Origin of the sequence: Cloacibacterium caeni, from assembly GCF_907163105.1 — a bacterium.
Classification (GTDB): domain Bacteria; phylum Bacteroidota; class Bacteroidia; order Flavobacteriales; family Weeksellaceae; genus Cloacibacterium; species Cloacibacterium caeni_A.
Genome location: NZ_OU015321.1, coordinates 239922 through 256765 on the forward strand (window position 1 = coordinate 239922; position 16844 = coordinate 256765).

Annotated in this window: 14 protein-coding genes; 11 read left to right on the forward strand and 3 right to left on the reverse strand. The window is 33.1% G+C overall.

Annotated elements, in window-relative coordinates; all coding sequences use genetic code 11:
* Positions 1 to 92: 92 nt before the first annotated feature.
* Together KKQ76_RS01125 and KKQ76_RS01130 are read left to right on the forward strand one after the other, a co-directional pair.
* Complete coding sequence (locus KKQ76_RS01125; protein WP_213195456.1) at positions 93 to 851, forward strand: superoxide dismutase; 759 nt, start codon at positions 93 to 95, stop codon at positions 849 to 851.
* A gap of 127 nt (positions 852 to 978) precedes the next feature.
* Positions 979 to 2523 carry a serine hydrolase gene (locus KKQ76_RS01130; protein WP_213195457.1) on the forward strand — a complete coding sequence of 515 codons (1545 nt, stop codon included), beginning with the start codon at positions 979 to 981 and terminating at the stop codon, positions 2521 to 2523.
* A gap of 68 nt (positions 2524 to 2591) precedes the next feature.
* Here KKQ76_RS01130 and KKQ76_RS01135 read toward each other — a convergent pair whose 3' ends face one another.
* From KKQ76_RS01135 to ppk1, 3 genes are all read right to left on the reverse strand, one after another.
* Complete coding sequence (locus KKQ76_RS01135) at positions 2592 to 4730, reverse strand: S9 family peptidase (protein WP_213195458.1); 2139 nt, start codon at positions 4728 to 4730, stop codon at positions 2592 to 2594.
* 199 nt (positions 4731 to 4929) lie between these two features.
* Positions 4930 to 5613: a phosphatase PAP2 family protein gene (locus KKQ76_RS01140; protein ID WP_213195459.1), complete on the reverse strand. Its 684-nt coding sequence runs from the start codon at positions 5611 to 5613 to the stop codon at positions 4930 to 4932.
* Positions 5614 to 5691: 78 nt separating this feature from the next.
* Positions 5692 to 7761 carry a polyphosphate kinase 1 gene (ppk1, locus tag KKQ76_RS01145; RefSeq protein WP_213195460.1) on the reverse strand — a complete coding sequence of 690 codons (2070 nt, stop codon included), beginning with the start codon at positions 7759 to 7761 and terminating at the stop codon, positions 5692 to 5694.
* Between the two features lie 176 nt (positions 7762 to 7937).
* Between ppk1 and dnaK the strand changes: the two genes are divergently transcribed.
* From dnaK to KKQ76_RS01190, 9 genes are all read left to right on the forward strand, one after another.
* Positions 7938 to 9836: a molecular chaperone DnaK gene (dnaK, locus tag KKQ76_RS01150; RefSeq protein ID WP_213195461.1), complete on the forward strand. Its 1899-nt coding sequence runs from the start codon at positions 7938 to 7940 to the stop codon at positions 9834 to 9836.
* Between the two features lie 229 nt (positions 9837 to 10065).
* On the forward strand, positions 10066 to 10635 hold the full coding sequence (locus KKQ76_RS01155; protein ID WP_213195462.1) for a helix-turn-helix transcriptional regulator: 570 nt from the start codon (positions 10066 to 10068) through the stop codon (positions 10633 to 10635).
* Positions 10632 to 11891 (forward strand): site-specific integrase, encoded by a 1260-nt coding sequence (locus KKQ76_RS01160; RefSeq protein ID WP_213195463.1) that lies wholly within the window; start codon positions 10632 to 10634, stop codon positions 11889 to 11891. Before KKQ76_RS01155 ends, KKQ76_RS01160 begins: the two co-directional genes overlap by 4 nt.
* Entirely contained in the window at positions 11888 to 12631 is a 744-nt protein-coding gene (locus KKQ76_RS01165) for a hypothetical protein (protein ID WP_213195464.1), read from the forward strand. The genes KKQ76_RS01160 and KKQ76_RS01165 overlap by 4 nt, the downstream gene beginning before the upstream one ends.
* A 118-nt stretch (positions 12632 to 12749) precedes the next feature.
* Positions 12750 to 13088: a helix-turn-helix domain-containing protein gene (locus KKQ76_RS01170; RefSeq protein WP_213195465.1), complete on the forward strand. Its 339-nt coding sequence runs from the start codon at positions 12750 to 12752 to the stop codon at positions 13086 to 13088.
* A 7-nt stretch (positions 13089 to 13095) separates the two neighbouring features.
* Positions 13096 to 14253 (forward strand): VapE domain-containing protein, encoded by a 1158-nt coding sequence (locus KKQ76_RS01175; RefSeq protein WP_213195466.1) that lies wholly within the window; start codon positions 13096 to 13098, stop codon positions 14251 to 14253.
* Between the two features lie 235 nt (positions 14254 to 14488).
* Positions 14489 to 15400: a toprim domain-containing protein gene (locus KKQ76_RS01180; protein ID WP_213195467.1), complete on the forward strand. Its 912-nt coding sequence runs from the start codon at positions 14489 to 14491 to the stop codon at positions 15398 to 15400.
* Positions 15401 to 15469: 69 nt separating this feature from the next.
* Entirely contained in the window at positions 15470 to 15919 is a 450-nt protein-coding gene (locus KKQ76_RS01185) for a plasmid mobilization protein (protein ID WP_213195468.1), read from the forward strand.
* Positions 15912 to 16832, forward strand: a complete 921-nt coding sequence (locus KKQ76_RS01190) for a relaxase/mobilization nuclease domain-containing protein (protein ID WP_213195469.1) — start codon at positions 15912 to 15914, stop codon at positions 16830 to 16832. The genes KKQ76_RS01185 and KKQ76_RS01190 overlap by 8 nt, the downstream gene beginning before the upstream one ends.
* Positions 16833 to 16844: the final 12 nt, after the last annotated feature.

Genomic DNA, 16844 nt, shown 5'->3' on the forward strand with positions numbered 1-16844 from the left:
TATAGATTTTGTTAATGAAAAATTGACCTATTTTCGGGAGTTTTTTGCTATTTTTGGGAAATTCAAATTTTTAAAATTAAATCTTTATAGATATGAAAAAATTAGTTCAATGGGCTTTTGTAGCCATCGCTTTTTCTGCGGTTACTTCTTGTGTAGCGGTAGTAGGAAATACAGCGCAACCTGTAGTAAATGTAGAATCTACAGATTATGGTAAACCTTCTGATGTTACTGCAAATGCAGGTGCTTTCAAAATAAAAACACTGAAACATAATTATGATGCTTTTTCAAAATATGTAGATGCGAAGACTATGTACATTCACTTTTCTAAGCATTATGTAGGTTATTTGAACAACTTAAATAAAGCGGTGGAAGGAAAACCACAAGCGAATATGACGATAGAAGAAGTGTTGAAAACGCTTGATACCAGCAATGCTGCGTTAAGAAATAATGCGGGAGGTTACTACAATCACAATTTGTATTTTGATTTGATGACTCCAAATTCAACAGGAAAACCAACTGGGAAATTAGCTGATGCTATCAATAGAGATTTTGGCAGTTTTGAAAATTTCAAAAAGCAGTTTTCTGACGCAGGAGCGAAACAATTTGGTTCTGGTTGGGCTTGGTTGGTTACTGATGCTTCAGGAAAATTGAAAGTAGGAAGTACCGCAAATCAAGATAATCCTTTAATGCCGGGAATGTCTATTTCTGGAGCTCCAGTTTTGGCAATGGATGTTTGGGAACACGCTTATTATTTAAAATATCAAAACAAAAGATCAGACTATATAGAAGCTTTCTTTAACGTAATTGATTGGAACGTAGCTTCTGATTACTACGAAAAAGCAATGAAATAATAACTCATAAAATTTTATTTTTTTCGCTGATTTAACTGGTTTGGTAGATTTTATCTGCTTAATTTGCTAAATCAGCGAGATTTTTTTTTAGAATTATTTACCTTTACAGAAATTCAAAAAAATCAGCATGAAAAAATCATTTTCTTTGTTCTTTATTCTTTGCTCATTATTCTTTTTTAGTCAAATTTCAGAGCAGAAACTAGACGAACTCATCCAAAAAACCATCACCACTTTTGACGTCCCCGGAATGTCTGTTGGCGTTTTAAAAGACGGTAAAGTTATCTATTCTAAAGGTTTCGGAGTACGTTCTCTTAACAATAAATTACCGATGACGCCAGAAACTTTGGTGGGAATTGCTTCTAATTCTAAAGGTTTTACTTGTACAGCTTTAGCGATTTTAGCAGACGAAGGAAAACTGAATTGGGATGATAAAGTGACCAAATTTTTACCAGATTTCAAAATGTATGACGATTATGTGACGCAAGAGCTTACCATCAAAGATTTGGTGACGCATAGAGCTGGTTTAGGTCTTGGACAAGGAGATTTAATGTTTTTTCCAGAAGGTGGCAATATTTCTACGGAACAATTATTGCACAATGTTCGTTATCTTAAACCTGCGCATTCTTTCAGAAATACAATGGATTATAACAATGTGATGTTTATTGTAGCAGGAGAAGTTATTCATAAAATTTCTGGCAAAACTTGGGCAGAGTTTATCGAAGAAAGAATCATGAAACCTGTTGGAATGACAGCAAGTTTCGGTTCTTATAACCGTGCAAAATCTATTGAAAATAAAATTGATGCACATGCTCCAGTCAATGGAAAAGCAGTTGCGGTTCCTCACGATTGGAACGAAACAGCCAATGCAGCTGGTGGAATTTTGAGCAACATTACAGACATGACGACTTGGGCAAATTTCTTAATGAATGGTTTCGTTACCAAAGATGGGGTACGTTTGGTTTCTGAGAAAAATGCAAATATTTTGTGGCAAATTCAACAACCCATTCCTATGGCTGCTAAAAATCCTTATGATACTAAATTTTACGGTTACGGTCTAGGTTGGTTTATTTCTGATGTAAAAGGTCATCGCCAGATTCAGCATACAGGTGGTTTAATCGGTACAGTTACGCAATTTACCTTAATTCCTGACCTGAATTTAGGAATTGTAGTGCTCACGAATCAACAACAAGGGGTGGCTTTTAACACGATTACCAATACGGTAAAAGATGCGTATTTAGGAATTGAAGACAGAAATTGGTTGAAAACTTATGCGGAAAGATATGCAAAAGGCAATACGCAATATGACAAAGAAAAGGCGGAAACTTATGCTAAGGCATTTGCTTACCAAAAAGACAGAAGCGCAAAATTAGCTCCTGAACAATTTGTAGGAACGTATAGAGATGCTTGGTTTGGTGATGTGGTAATTTCTAAAGAAAAGAAAGGTTTCAGAGTGATTTGCAAATCTTCAGAAAGATTAAAAGGTGAAGTTTTGCCTTATTCTAGAGATACTTTCGTAATCAAATGGGATGATAGAAGTTATGACGCAGATGCATTCTTCACGCTTACTTTTGACGAAAACGGAAAAACAGTTTCTGCCAAAATGAAACCTATTTCAGATGTTACGGATTTCTCTTTTGATTTTGGAGATTTGGATTTGAAAAAAGTAGATTAATACTTATTAAACATAAAAAAAATCGGGAAGTTTTTCTTCCCGATTTTTTGTTTTTATGATATTCATGTTTATTTCAAATACAAGTCAAAATAATCAGTAACCTTTTGCATTAAATGTACTCTGTCTTTACCTGAAACATTGTGAGGATGACCAGGATAAACGAAATAATCTAACTGAACGCCTTTCTCAACCGCAGATTTCAGGAATTTTACAGAATGTTGCCAAACCACTACATCATCTTGCGCACCATGAATCATGAGTAATTTTCCTTTCAAGTTTTGAACTTTGTCTAAAAGATTGGCTTTTGCGTAACCTTCAGGATTTTCTTTTGGCGTGTCCATGTAACGTTCTGTGTACATAATTTCATACATGTTCCAGTCGATTACAGGTCCACCTGCAACTCCCGCTTTGAAAACATCAGGATATTTCAGCATAAAACTTGTGGTCATAAATCCACCAAAACTCCAACCATGAATTCCCATTTTTTCAGCATTTACAAAAGGCAAAGATTTTAAATATTCTACACCTTTTAATTGGTCTTTCATTTCAGTTTCACCTAAATTTCTGAAAACCGCCTGTTCAAACTGTTTTCCTCTGTTAGAAGAACCTCTTCCGTCCATCGTGAAGACAATATAACCACGTTGCGCCATGTATTCATACCAAAGATTTCCAGAAGCTGGGAAGTTATTGGTAACCAATTGTAAATGAGGTCCGTTGTATAAATAAACAATTACAGGATATTTTTTAGTTTTATCAAAATCAGTTGGTAAAATCAGTTTTCCATACAATGGAGTTCCGTCGTCTGCTTTCAGGGTGATGTTCTGAATTTCAGGTCTTTGGAAGTTTTTCAGAGGGTTTTCTGCGGTTAAAATATTTTTGGCTTGAAGCGATTGCGTATTGATAATATTTGCAATTCTTGGCTTAGAAGCATTGGCAAAAACATCATACAAATGTGTTCCGTCTTTGCTCAAAATTCCATTGTGAACACCAGCGTCTTTGTCTAATCTGGTGATTTTAGTCGTTTGCCAATTTACTTTGTACAAATGTTTTTCAAGTGGCGTTTCTTTAGTCGAAGAGAAATAAATTTCTTTTTTCTTTTCGTTAAAACCTAGAATTTCGTTCACCAACCAATCTCCTTTAGTAATTTGTTTTACCAAACCTTTGTCTGTGTTGTACCAAAACAAATGATTATAACCCGTTCTTTGACTTTGCCAAATAAAATCTTTATTAGAACCAGGTAAAAAGGTTAATTCATGTTGAGGTTCTACATATTTTTCATCTTTTTCTTCGAAGAGCGTTTTAACTAAATTTCCTGTTTCGGCATCATATTGATTCAGTTTTACATGGTTTTGAGCTCTATTAAGAACCGCCACGAAAATAGATTTAGAATCAGGGCTCCAAGTTACGCTGGTTAAGTATTGCTCTTTGTCGCCTTCGATGTTTAAGAATTTTTTAGTCTGAGTTTTTACATCAAAAACACCGATGGAAACTTCGTGAGATTTATTTCCAGCCATAGGATATTTGATGTTGTGGTTTTCTGCAGGAGTTACGCTCCAATCGATGATTGGGTAGTCAGTAACCATGCTTTGATCCATTCTGTAAAATGCAATTTTTTGAAAATTTGGCGCCGCAAAAATTCCTCCATCGATTCCGAATTCATTTCGATGAACCGATTGTCCGTTGATGATATTTTCGTTTTGGTCATCTGTAATTTTCAGCGTTTTTCCATTGATGTTTACAAAAAGATTGTTTTTGATGGTGTAATTAATCGTTTGATTATCAGGAAGAAGTTGAGCGTTTTCTGCATCTTCAGGAATAGAAGCGAATTCGGTTTTTTGCCAAGAATTCCCCGTTTTTTGAAGCCAAAAATATTTTCCTTTTTGAGAAAAATAAGCTTTAGAATTGTTCAAAAATTTCAGTGGAGAAAGTGCTTTCAGTTTTTGGTCTGCATTTAGATTTTGATTTACTTGGTACAATGAAACCAAAGTATCTGTCTTGTTGGTTGCAATATCTGTGATGAGATAAGCATTTTTAACCATTTGAAGATAAGATTTGCCATCATTGCTGAAAGAAAAATCTCTGATGTTTTTCACGGCAAGATTGGTTCTAAGTCCTAAAACAGCATCGTTCATGGTAAATTGCTGCGTTTGCGATAAACCACAAACCGAAGCTAAAACCAATGTTCCTAATATTTTTTTAAAGTTCATAGAAATGGAAAATTTAGTGTGTAAATTTAATTTTTTTAAACCACAAAAGACACAAAAGCTTTATGTTTTGAAAGTATTTCAAAAGAAAAAAAAAGTAAAAGTTGAGATTTCCAACTTTTTTACTTTTGAATTGCTTGTTTTCGAGATTTTCTTTTGTTTCTTTTAACTTCGTAGAATCTTCGATTTGTGGTTTTAGAAACTACAAATGTTCTTTGTATAAAATCGTGAGATTGTCTTTTTCTGATTTTTTGTTCCATTGATATTGATGCGTCCAATAAGCGATTTTGGTGGATAAAATTCCTAATCCCGCTCCGAAAATCACATCACTCCAATAATGTTTGTCGTGAGCAATTCTCAAAACGCCCACTCCAGTTGCTACAGAATAAGCAACATACGGAACCCAACGGTGATTTTCGCCATATTCCATAGAAAGCATTGTAGCACCAGCAAAAACATTCGCAGTATGACCACTCGGAAAACCAAATTCATTGCTTCCGTCTGGACGAGGTTTTTTAATGGCTTTTTTCAAAAGATAAGTGCTCCCAAAAACTATAATTTCAGATTTTGTCAAAATAGCAGTTCTGTTCCAGAAGTCGGTTTTAGGTTTCATTCCTGCCCATTCAAAAGCGTAAAGTGAAACATGAGGCGCAAATTGAAGGTAATCTTCGGGATAACCTCCGAAAGCCAAAAAATTTTTGTTTTCTGTAACGCTGAAATCTCTATTTTCTGTAGATAAAACGATGGTTCCTGCTGTCATTAAAGTAGCTGGAATAATGAGTTGCTTTGAAGTGAATTTTGGTTGTTCTGAAAAAACTAAACTGTCTTTCTTCTGTGAAAAAAGAAAATTTGAAAAAACCAAAAATGCTAAAAGTATGTTCCTCATTTTTTAACGCAATGGCGCAAAATTATTTTTAAAATTAAAATGTTTTGAAGGCGCAAGAAAATCAGAGATTTTCAAAAATTAATTCTCAATAGCTTTCTTTTTCAAGAATTTATATGTTTCTATTTGACTGCGGAATGGTTTTTTGTTGTTTTTGACATATTTATTGGTCAAATCTTCATCTAGAAATCTGGCTTTTACGTTGCCTTTCAATTGAAGTTCCAATAAATCTTTTAGTTCTTTTTTGAGATTTTTTTGATTCACTTTTACGGCAGCTTCTATTCTGTAATCTAAGTTTCGAGTCATCCAATCCGCAGAAGAAAGATAAACATCTTCAATGCCTTTATTGTAAAAATACATCACCCTAGAATGTTCCAAATACTCGTCTACAATACTGATGGCGTGAATTTTTTTCTTGAAGTTTTTCTGCTCTACTGCACAGAAAATTCCGCGAACAATCATTTTAATTTCCACGCCCGCTTCCGCTGCTTCATAAAGTTTTTTAATTAGACCTTTATCCGAAAGTGAATTGACTTTGATAATCATTTCAGCTTTTCTGCCTGCTTTTGCTTCTTCAATTTCTTTATCAATATGCCATTCTATTTTTTCTCTCATAAAATGTGGACAAACCAATAAATGATTACAAGATTTCAATGCTAAAACGGGATCTATTTTTGGTTTTCTGAACACATTGAAAACTTTATTAATATCTGCCATAATTGCTCTGTTAGAAGTCATGATCAAATGGTCTACATAAATTTTGGCTGTTTTTTCGTTGAGGTTTCCAGTGCTTACAAATCCGTATTGAATGGTCTTATTGTTCACTCTTTTCTTAATGACACAGAGTTTTGCATGCACTTTTTTATTCGGTAATCCCACTAGAACTTTTACACCTTCTTCTTCTAATCTTTCTTTCCATTCTAGGTTGTTTTCTTCATCAAATCTGGCGCGCAATTCTAGCATTACGGTGACTTCTTTTCCGTTTCTCACGGCATTTATCAGTGCGTTTACAATTTTAGAATTGCTGGCTAATCTATAAGCCGTGATTTGAATAGATTTTACATCAGGATCCATTGCAGCTTCTCTCAGCAAGTCAATAACAGGTGTAAAAGTGTGATAAGGAAAGGTAAGAAGCACATCTTTTTTTACGATAACATCTGTAATTCTGCCTTCATGGTCGAATTCTGGATGCGTAAAAGAACTTCTCTCTATTGGTTTTTCATAATTTTTAAAAACATCTGGAAAATCCATAAAATGTCTGAAATTATGAATTTTTTGACCCGGAATAATGCTGTCTCTTTTGGTAAGATTGAGCTTTTTGATGAGAAATTCTACCAAAGATTTATCCATGTCTTTGTCAAAAACAAAACGGGTAGGTTTTCCTTTTCTTCTGGATTTGATGCCTTTTTCAATTTTTTCTACAAAGCTGGTTCTGATATCATTATCAAGGTCAAATTCTGCATCTTTGGTCACCTTAAAAGAATTTGCTTTGAAATCATCATACCCGAAATAGGAGAAAATGTGCGGTAAATTGAAAGCAATGACGTCTTCTAGAAGCATTATGTCAGTTTCCTCAGGTTTTTCGGTTGGCAAAATGACAAATCTTCCATTCGCTTTTGCTGGAACTTCTATAATGGCAAATTTAGTTTCGAATTTCCAATCTTTTCTGCGCATTGCAATGCCTAGATAAAGGCTTTTTTCTCGCAAATAGGGCAGTTGAACATGGTCATGAAGCAGAATAGGAATGACGTTGCTTTCTACTTCTTCGTCAAAATATTTTTTAACGAATTCCTTCTGTTTTTCGGTGAGTTTTTTGGGCGTTTTAATGAAAACTTTTTGCTCTGCCATTTCTTCTTGGATTTTATCCCAAGTTTTTTCAAAATCTTCCTGTTGTTTGATGACAATTTTATTGATTTTGTCTAAAATTCTTTGAGGCTTGTCAAAAAACGTTTCTACTGCAAGTTTATCTTTCAGTTCTAATGCTCGTTTTAGTCCAGCAACTCGCACTCGGAAAAATTCATCTAGGTTATTAGAAAAAATTCCTAAAAATCTAATTCTCAGGTGTAATGGAACGGTTTCGTCCATCGCTTCTTGCAAAACTCTTGCATTAAAACCTAACCAGGTAATGTCTCTAGGATTGAATTGTGGCATATCTTTAAAAAGTTTTATCCAAATATAATGATAAACATGGGAATAGAGAAGTGAAATGAAGAATTTAAAAGATGACAGTCTTTAAGAAAATGTCAATTTGTCACAATTTTCTCAATGGTATAAAATTGGAGAAATCCAAGTCAAATTAGTTAAGTAAAAAAATAAAATATAATATTATGAGCAAAATTATCGGAATTGATTTAGGTACGACCAACTCTTGCGTTGCGGTAATGGAAGGTAAAGATCCTGTAGTTATCCCAAATGCAGAAGGTAAAAGAACCACACCATCTATTGTAGCATTTACAGAAGATGGAGAAAGAAAAGTAGGTGATCCTGCAAAAAGACAAGCAGTAACGAATCCTACTAAAACTGTTTATTCTATCAAGAGATTCATCGGAACACAGTTTACTAAAGATAAAGAAGAAATCTCTAGAGTTCCTTATGCTGTGGTAGCTGGACCAAATGATACTATAAAAGTAAAAATAGACGATAGAGAATATACAGCACAAGAAATTTCTGCAATGATTCTTCAAAAAATGAAGAAAACAGCTGAAGATTTCTTAGGTCAAGAAGTGACCAGAGCGGTAATTACGGTTCCTGCATACTTTAACGATGCACAGAGACAAGCTACCAAAGAAGCTGGTGAAATCGCTGGTCTTAAAGTAGAAAGAATCATCAACGAACCTACTGCTGCAGCTTTAGCTTACGGTTTAGATAAAGTAGGTAAAAAAGACCTAAACGTAGTTGTTTTCGACTGTGGAGGTGGTACTCATGACGTTTCTGTACTAGAAATGTACGAAGTAGATGGTAACGCATCTTTTGAAGTAAAAGCTACAGATGGTGATACGCATCTTGGTGGAGATGACTTTGACAATGTAATCATCGATTGGATGGCAGACGAATTCAAATCTGAAGAAGGTGTAGATCTTAAATCTGATGCTATTGCACTTCAACGTTTAAAAGAAGCGGCTGAAAAAGCAAAAGTAGAATTATCTTCTTCTACTCAAACTGAAATCAACTTACCTTATATCACCGCTACTGCAACTGGTCCTAAACACTTAGTGAAAACATTGACCAGAGCTAAATTTGAGCAACTGGCACATGATTTAATTCAAAGAACCATCGAACCATGTAAAACTGCTCTTAGAAATGCTGGAATGAGCACTTCTGATATTGATGAAATCATCTTAGTAGGTGGTTCTACCAGAATTCCTGCAATACAAGAAGCGGTAGAAAAATTCTTCGGGAAAGCGCCTTCTAAAGGGGTAAATCCAGACGAAGTAGTAGCTATTGGTGCTGCAATTCAAGGGGGAGTTTTAACTGGTGATGTAAAAGACGTTCTTTTATTAGACGTAACTCCGCTTTCTTTAGGTATCGAAACTATGGGTTCAGTTTTCACTAAATTAATTGAAGCGAATACTACGATTCCTACTAAAAAATCTGAAGTTTTCTCTACTGCAAGTGATAATCAGCCTGCTGTAACCATCAGAGTAGGACAAGGAGAAAGACCAATGTTTAATGATAACAAAGAAATTGGTAGATTTGATTTAGTAGATATTCCACCTGCACCAAGAGGAGTTCCACAAATTGAGGTAACTTTTGACATCGATGCAAACGGTATTCTACACGTTTCTGCGAAAGACAAAGGAACTGGTAAAGAACAATCTATCAAAATCCAAGCATCTTCTGGACTTTCTGATGCAGAAATCGAAAGAATGAAAAAAGAAGCAGAAGAAAATGCAGCAGCAGATGCGAAGAGAAAAGAAGATGTAGAAACCATCAATAAAGCTGATGGAATGATTTTCCAAACAGAAAAACAATTAAAAGAATTTGGAGAAAAATTATCTGCAGATAAGAAAGCAGCAATCGAAGCAGCTCACACAGAATTGAAAGCTGCTTACGAAACCAAAGATGCAGATGCGATTAAACCTAAGTTAGAAGCATTAGACGCAGCTTGGATGGCAGCTTCAGAAGAATTGTACAAAGCGACTCAAGAAGCACAACCGCAACCTGAACAAACACAAGGTAACGCTGGCGAAAATGTACAAGATGCAGATTTCGAAGAAGTGAAGTAAGGACTGATTAAAATCAATTAAAATAAATAAGTAAATCGCTGTAAATGTAATATTTATGGCGATTTTTTTATTTTCAATGTTTTTTGAAAATGCTTGTTTTTAATCGTTTTTTGTCATATTTTCGTACCATATTTGTACCGCGCTTTATTTTGATGCAATGTGCGTCTTATGCGCTAAAATGATTTAAAAAAACATAAGAAGGAGATAATGTACCCGATGTTATTTTAGAATGGGATTTAGTAAATTAAAAATACCGAGAGTATGTGAGTGGTGTTCAAAACCCTTTGAAGCAAAGACAGTTATAACTCGTTTTTGTGGAGTTTCTTGTGCTAATAAAGCAGGAAAAGCACGAAAAAAACTAGAAAAGCAAAAAAAAGAAAAAGAATCTTTACTTGAAAAGTATTCAAATAAAATTGCAGAAGTACAAACTCGAGAATTTATTTCTGTTTCTGAAGCAACGGTAATGTTTGGAATTTCAAAAGATACCATTCATAGAATGATTAGGAATGGATTGTTGACTGGTGTTAATTTGGGAGTAAGACTTACAAGAGTTAAGCGGACTGATTTGGAAGCCATCTTTACTGCAATTGAAGTTCCAAAGGAAAATAAAATGAAATTAAAAGCAAACGATTTTGAGGTGGGAAACTGCTACTCGCTTTCAGAAATTAGTGAGAAATACAAAGCGAATCCAAGTACAATAAGTAATGTAATAAAGAATAATAAAATTCCTACGAAACAAGTTGGAAGTTTTGTATATGTCCCAAAAAGATTCATTGATGAAATTTTTGATCCGAAATGAAACAAAAACTATTAAGAACAAAAGTCACGGTAAGACTTAGAAAGTCTGAATATCGTAAAGAATGGTACATTTATTTGGAAAGTTACCCTGTAATTGTCCCAGGAAAAGGTGAAGCTCAGAGAATTCGTGAATACTTGAACAGAACCGTTACCACTGTTGAATTTGATAAGAAGAGGGTGGCAAGAAAAACTGAAAATTCTATTTCTTTCAAACCCAAAAGAGATGATAATGGCATTATTAAATGTAAAAGCGAGAATGATCAGGAAACGATGATTTACGCAGATTCTTTACGAAAATTAAGACAAAGGGAATATGATAATGCAAATCTCTATAGTAAAAGAGATCTTTTGCAAGCTGAAATGAATGAAAAAATGGAGGAGAATTTTGTGGATTATTTTAAGACATTAATTAGAAGTCGCCACAGAAATAGTTCAGATTCAATAAGGATAAATTGGGAACGCTCGCTCGAGATTTTAAAGTCATTTGATGACGAATATATTCCCTTCTCGAAAATCGATTTGAAATTTTGTGAAAATTTTAAAACCTTTCTTTTAAATGCACCGCTCGGTGGAAATAAAAAAGGAACTTTATCACAAAACAGCGCAGCAACTTATTTTTCAATTTTCAAAGCGGCATTGAAACAGGCATTTGTTGACAATTATTTTATGATTGATATAGCGGCAAAGCTAAAAGGAATTTCGGAGGTAGAAACCCGAAGAGAATATTTAACGATAAAGGAACTCAATACATTGGTTGAGACACCTTGCGATTACGAAGTTTTAAAGCGTGCTGCACTTTTTTCTGCATTAACAGGTTTAAGACTTTCTGATATTCAGAATTTAAAGTGGGAAGAAATTAAAATAGAAAATGGTGCACCACGTATTCATTTTACACAACAGAAAACAAAAGGTGTAGAATATATGCCAATTTCGGAGCAAGCCCTGCAACTCTGTGGAGCTGAAAAGTCGCCAACTACTTTAGTTTTTAGTGGTCTTCCAGATTCGGCTTGGATTTCTCGACCGTTAAAAAAATGGATTGAATCTGCAGGTATTACTAAAAACATCACTTTTCATTGTTTCAGACATACTTTTGCTACTCTGCAACTTTCAAGTGGTACTGATATTTATACTGTAAGCAAAATGCTTGGTCATACAAATGTGAAAACTACACAAGTCTATGCAAAAGTGATTGATGAAAAGAAAAACAAAGCGGCGGAAGCAATTCAATTAAATACACTTTCAAAAATTAAAAAATGAAACATAATTACCAAGATTTTATAGTCCAGAATGTTTCTGTTATTATTGGGAGTGCACTTATAGGTTTAGGTGTAAGGTTTGTAATGCTTGAAAAAGGTGCAGATCAGTTTACTGCTAATAGTATATTTTGGATTGTTATACTTATAGGACTGGTATTTTATACTGCATTAGTTTTATTAGGTGTTTCATTATTTGAATTCTATAAGCGATTAAGAAATAAGAATAATCCTGATAAACTAAATATTCAGACAGAAACAGATGAGCAATTTATTAATCCAAGCGATACAACGGAGATTAATTCTTCTGAAAATGTAGAGATTTTAGAAGAAAATAATGTTGATACAAATACAATTCGTGAAATTCAACAACAGAAAAAAGTTCAGCAAGAAAACGAAAAATTGCAAATTGCACTCAATTATACCCTAAATCAATTTGCCTTGTATGTTTCGAACGAGGATTTGGATTTGCTTTGCAATGCAGTTATTTGTTATTCAAAGAAAGAAAATATTTCAAATTCAAAATTGATTGAAACCACAGGGCTTTCTAATCTCGATCTCTATCATTTTGGATGGAATATTTGGAATCATTTTAAACCTGTCAAACAGGAAGAGGTTTCAAAATTATTAAAAATGGCATTTTCTACACTCCAAGATATTGAACTAGATTCGATTAAATCTCACTTAAAAGATGATCCCCAAAAGGGAATTATTAAGATTGTAGAAGATATCTCCATTTTCTGATAATCAAAAATTAGAAAACATAGTTTTTTTTAAGTGATTTCTATGTGTTTGTGTGTTTATCGGCATCACAGAGAAATCACTTTTTTCCTTTGCACCATAACAATCAAAAACGATAATTATGGACGTAAATGAAATTTCTTTTGAAAACCTGCCAAAAGCAGTTGCTCACTTAACGAGCGAAATTGCTGAAATTAAATCTTTGGTTCAGAATGTGAAAGTTCCTGAATCTAAAGAAAAACGCATTCCCATTGGAATTGAAGATGTGTGCAAAATAATAGGGAAAGCGAAACCTACGATTTATACTCTTGTAAGGCAAAGAAAAATTCCGTGTTACAAAAACGGTAAAAAACTCTATTTTTTTGAAGATGAACTTTTGGAATGGATTTCTAAAGGCAAGAAAAAAACTTTGTTGGAAATAGAATCCGAAGCTTTGAAATATCATAACCGAAATAGATAAATTGGTTATGAACGAACAAAAAAACTTGTATCAATCTGATACTATTTCCAAAACCATTTACGATCGAGCGATGCAATATTTAGACGAAAAATACAACATTCGTTACAATACCATTGCTTTGGAATTAGAAATTCAGTTGAAGGGGAAAAATGAAACTTGGTCGGTTCTCAACATCAATTCTTTATTGATAGAATTAGCACAATCTGGCATTGAAATCAATATGAATAAGTTGGAAATTCTGGTTAGAAGCCATTTAATTCAGCAATACAACCCAATTCGTGAATATTTTGAAAATTTAGAAACCTGGGATGGAGAAAATTATATCAAAAAGTTTAGTCAATATCTCAAAACCAATGATGATGAAGCGTTTCTTTATCATTTTGAAAAATGGTTAACAAGAGCGGTTTTGTGTTCGTTAACCAAAGGCTATGTGAATAAACAGTCATTGGTTTTAGCATCGCATCAAAATTCGGGGAAATCTTCTTTTTTAAGATTTTTAATTCCTCCAAAATTAGAAAATTACTACACCGAAAATATCTCTATCGACAAAGATGGGATTATTTCCATTTGTAAAAATTTGATTTGCAACCTCGATGAATTAGCGGTTTTATCAAAATCTGATGTCAATACTTTGAAATCTTTCATCTCAAAAAGTAGTGCAAATATTAGACTTCCTTATGCCAGAAAAGCAGAATTTTTAGAACGGATTTGCTCATTTGTAGGTTCTACCAATCGGACTGATTTTCTTACCGATGAAACAGGAAGCATTCGCTGGTTGATTTTTGAGGTATATTCATTTGATTTTGAATATTCCAAAGAAATAGATATTGATAAAGTTTGGGCTCAAGCTTATTTCAATGCTTTTGAAAGGAAAAATTACAATCCAGAATTGACTGCAACAGACATCGCCGAAAACGAAAAGCGAAACGAAAAATATGCACAAGTTTCAATGGAGCAAGAAATCCTTTCTGCACATTTTGAAAAATCGGATAAAATGGAAGAATTCCTCACAGCAACAGATATTATGTTGGCGATGAATAATGCTTTAGGATTGCGATTTAATAACGTGAAAATCGGAAAAGCACTCACTAGTTTAAAATACCAAAGGATAAAACATCCCAAACTTCAAGTTTATGGTTATCTCATCAAGAGAAAAACTGAATAAAATCTATTTACCAAAGTTACCAAGTTACCTTATTGCTTTTAAAACACTTGATAATCAACAATTTATTAAGGTAATTTAATTTAAAAAAGAGTTACCTAAAGTTACCTTAATCAACAATTTATGGTAAGAAGGTAATAACAGGTAATAGTGAAAAATTGTCTTAAAGTTTTGTTAATCAATTAAAAGGTAATTAGGTAAGAGTAATTCAAAAAAACATAGAAAACAAACACAAAAAATGAACTGCAAACAATTCAACAGGATAAAGTTGGAAGAAGTTCTACAAAATCTCGGACACCTTCCTACAAAACAAAATGATAAAGAAGCTTGGTATCTTAATCCTTTTGCCAAAGAAAATCACGCCTCTTTTAAAATCAATAAAAATCTAAACTGTTGGTATTTATATTCCGAAGGAATTGGCGGAAACAATACTGATTTTATGATTAAATATCTGAAAGCTTCGGTAAAAGAAGTTTTAGAATGGGTAGAAAAGCAAAATTTTTCTTCTTTTCAACAGCAGAGTTTTCAAAGACAGAACTTAGAAAATTTGCATAAAAATTATGAAATCCTCGAAATTAAAAACATTCAACATTCTGCACTTTTGGAATATCTAAACGAAAGAGAAGTTGCAAACCAAGCCAAATTTATACAAGAAATTCATTATCGAATGAATGGTAAAAATTACTTCGGAATTGGATTTAAGAATGATTCTGGAGGTTATGAAATTCGCAATAAATTCGCCAAAATTTGTTTAGGAAAAAAAGATATTACCACGATAAAAAATGATTCAAAAAGTGTAAAAATATTTGAAGGATTTTTTGATTTTCTTTCTTTCAAAAACGTTGAAAAATATTTGGAAAAAGAACCTTCGGATTACATCATTTTGAATTCGGTTTCGATGATTCATAAAGCACAAAAATCCCTTGAAGATTATAAAAATATTGAACTTTATTTTGACAATGACGAAGCAGGAAACAGAGCGGTTGAAATTTTAAAAAATGAAATGGAAAATGTAGAAGATGGTAGGGTTTTGTACAAGGATTTTAAGGATTTGAATGATTGGGCAAAGTCTTCTATAAAAATGGAAGAAAAATTCAGTGGTTCTTTAGTGCAAAAAGTACCCAAAGTTTACAATAAGCGTGGTCGCTGATTGCAAAATTGGGATTTTTGATTTCTTCCTATCGTCAGAAATATTTTTAAAAACACATAATTACAAACAATGAAAAACGACTTTTTACAAGAATTTATAAACCAAGCTACCCAAGAAAAACAAGCAAAAATTGCTCAGGAAAAGAGAAAAAAACACTTTCAAGAATTGGGTAGAAAAGGCGGTTTGAAAACCAAAGAAAACAAAAAATTAGATAAAGTGATTTCGATAAGAATGACTCATTCTGAATATGAATTATTAGTTCAGAAACAAGAAAAATATCCACTAAAACTATCGACTTATATCCGAAATATTTTGTTTGAAAAAGAATTGAAAATCAATGAATTTCAAACCGATGAAATTTTACTTCAGTTTGGAAACAATTTCAAAAAAATAACCAATTTATTGAGAAATCGAGAATGGAATGTTTTTGAAAATAAGAAAGAAATTTTAGTGAAAATTGAAACAACGGTTGATTTGATTCATCACTATTTATATTCAAAAATTCAGAAAAATGAATAATTCTGCCACCACAAGAAGCATCTCCAAGATAGCTTTAGAATACAACGGAAACGACAAAGGAACAGCTGAAATGGTGGCTTCAAATTATCTTTTGAGTTCAACTGCTGAAGGTCAGTTTTTAGAAATGAAAACCGTTGCAGACCGAAACCCGAAAGTGAAAAAATGGGCTTTAACAGGTTATATTTCTCAACCCGACGAAATCGGAAGAAAGTTGAAGGATCAAGAATTTTCAGAGATTGCCACCAAAGCTTTAAAAAAAATTGGAGTGACCGAAAACAACCAATTTCGATTGGATATTCATAATAGTACTAAACAAAAACACCTTCATTTTATCGTGAACAGGATTGATATTTCTGGAAAATGTACGGTAAAATCACATGATATTGGAAGAAGATTTGGTGAAGCAGTTCGAGAAGTTTGTAAAGAAAAAGGATTGCTAACCGATGTAGAAATAGGAATTCAGAAGAAAGCATTAATGCTAAAAAACTTAAAAGAAGCTTTAAAAACATCAAAAAATTTTGATGAACTTATTCTGAAAATGAAAGCAAAAGGTTTTGAAATTCAGTTATCGACCAATGTAAAAGATGGAGTTTCGGGAATGCGAATTGTAATGGAGAAAGACAAAAATCCTAATACAGAAAGAATTTATAAAGCAGGTTACAAACTTTCTGAAATTACCAGCAAGTTGAAAATTGCAGATATCAAAGCGATTCTCAATGAAAATAAAGATAAAAAATTGGATGATGTAGCTGTTTTTCCCGAAAATTCAAACCAAGAAAACAATGGAAATGAACAAAAAAATACCTCGGTAATCAATGAAGTTGGAAAAGCAATTGAACAGTTTCTGAAACCAACATACACTGCTAATTCAGAAGATGAATTATTAAAGAAAAAGAAGAGAAAATCAAGATAAAAAAAGAAAATA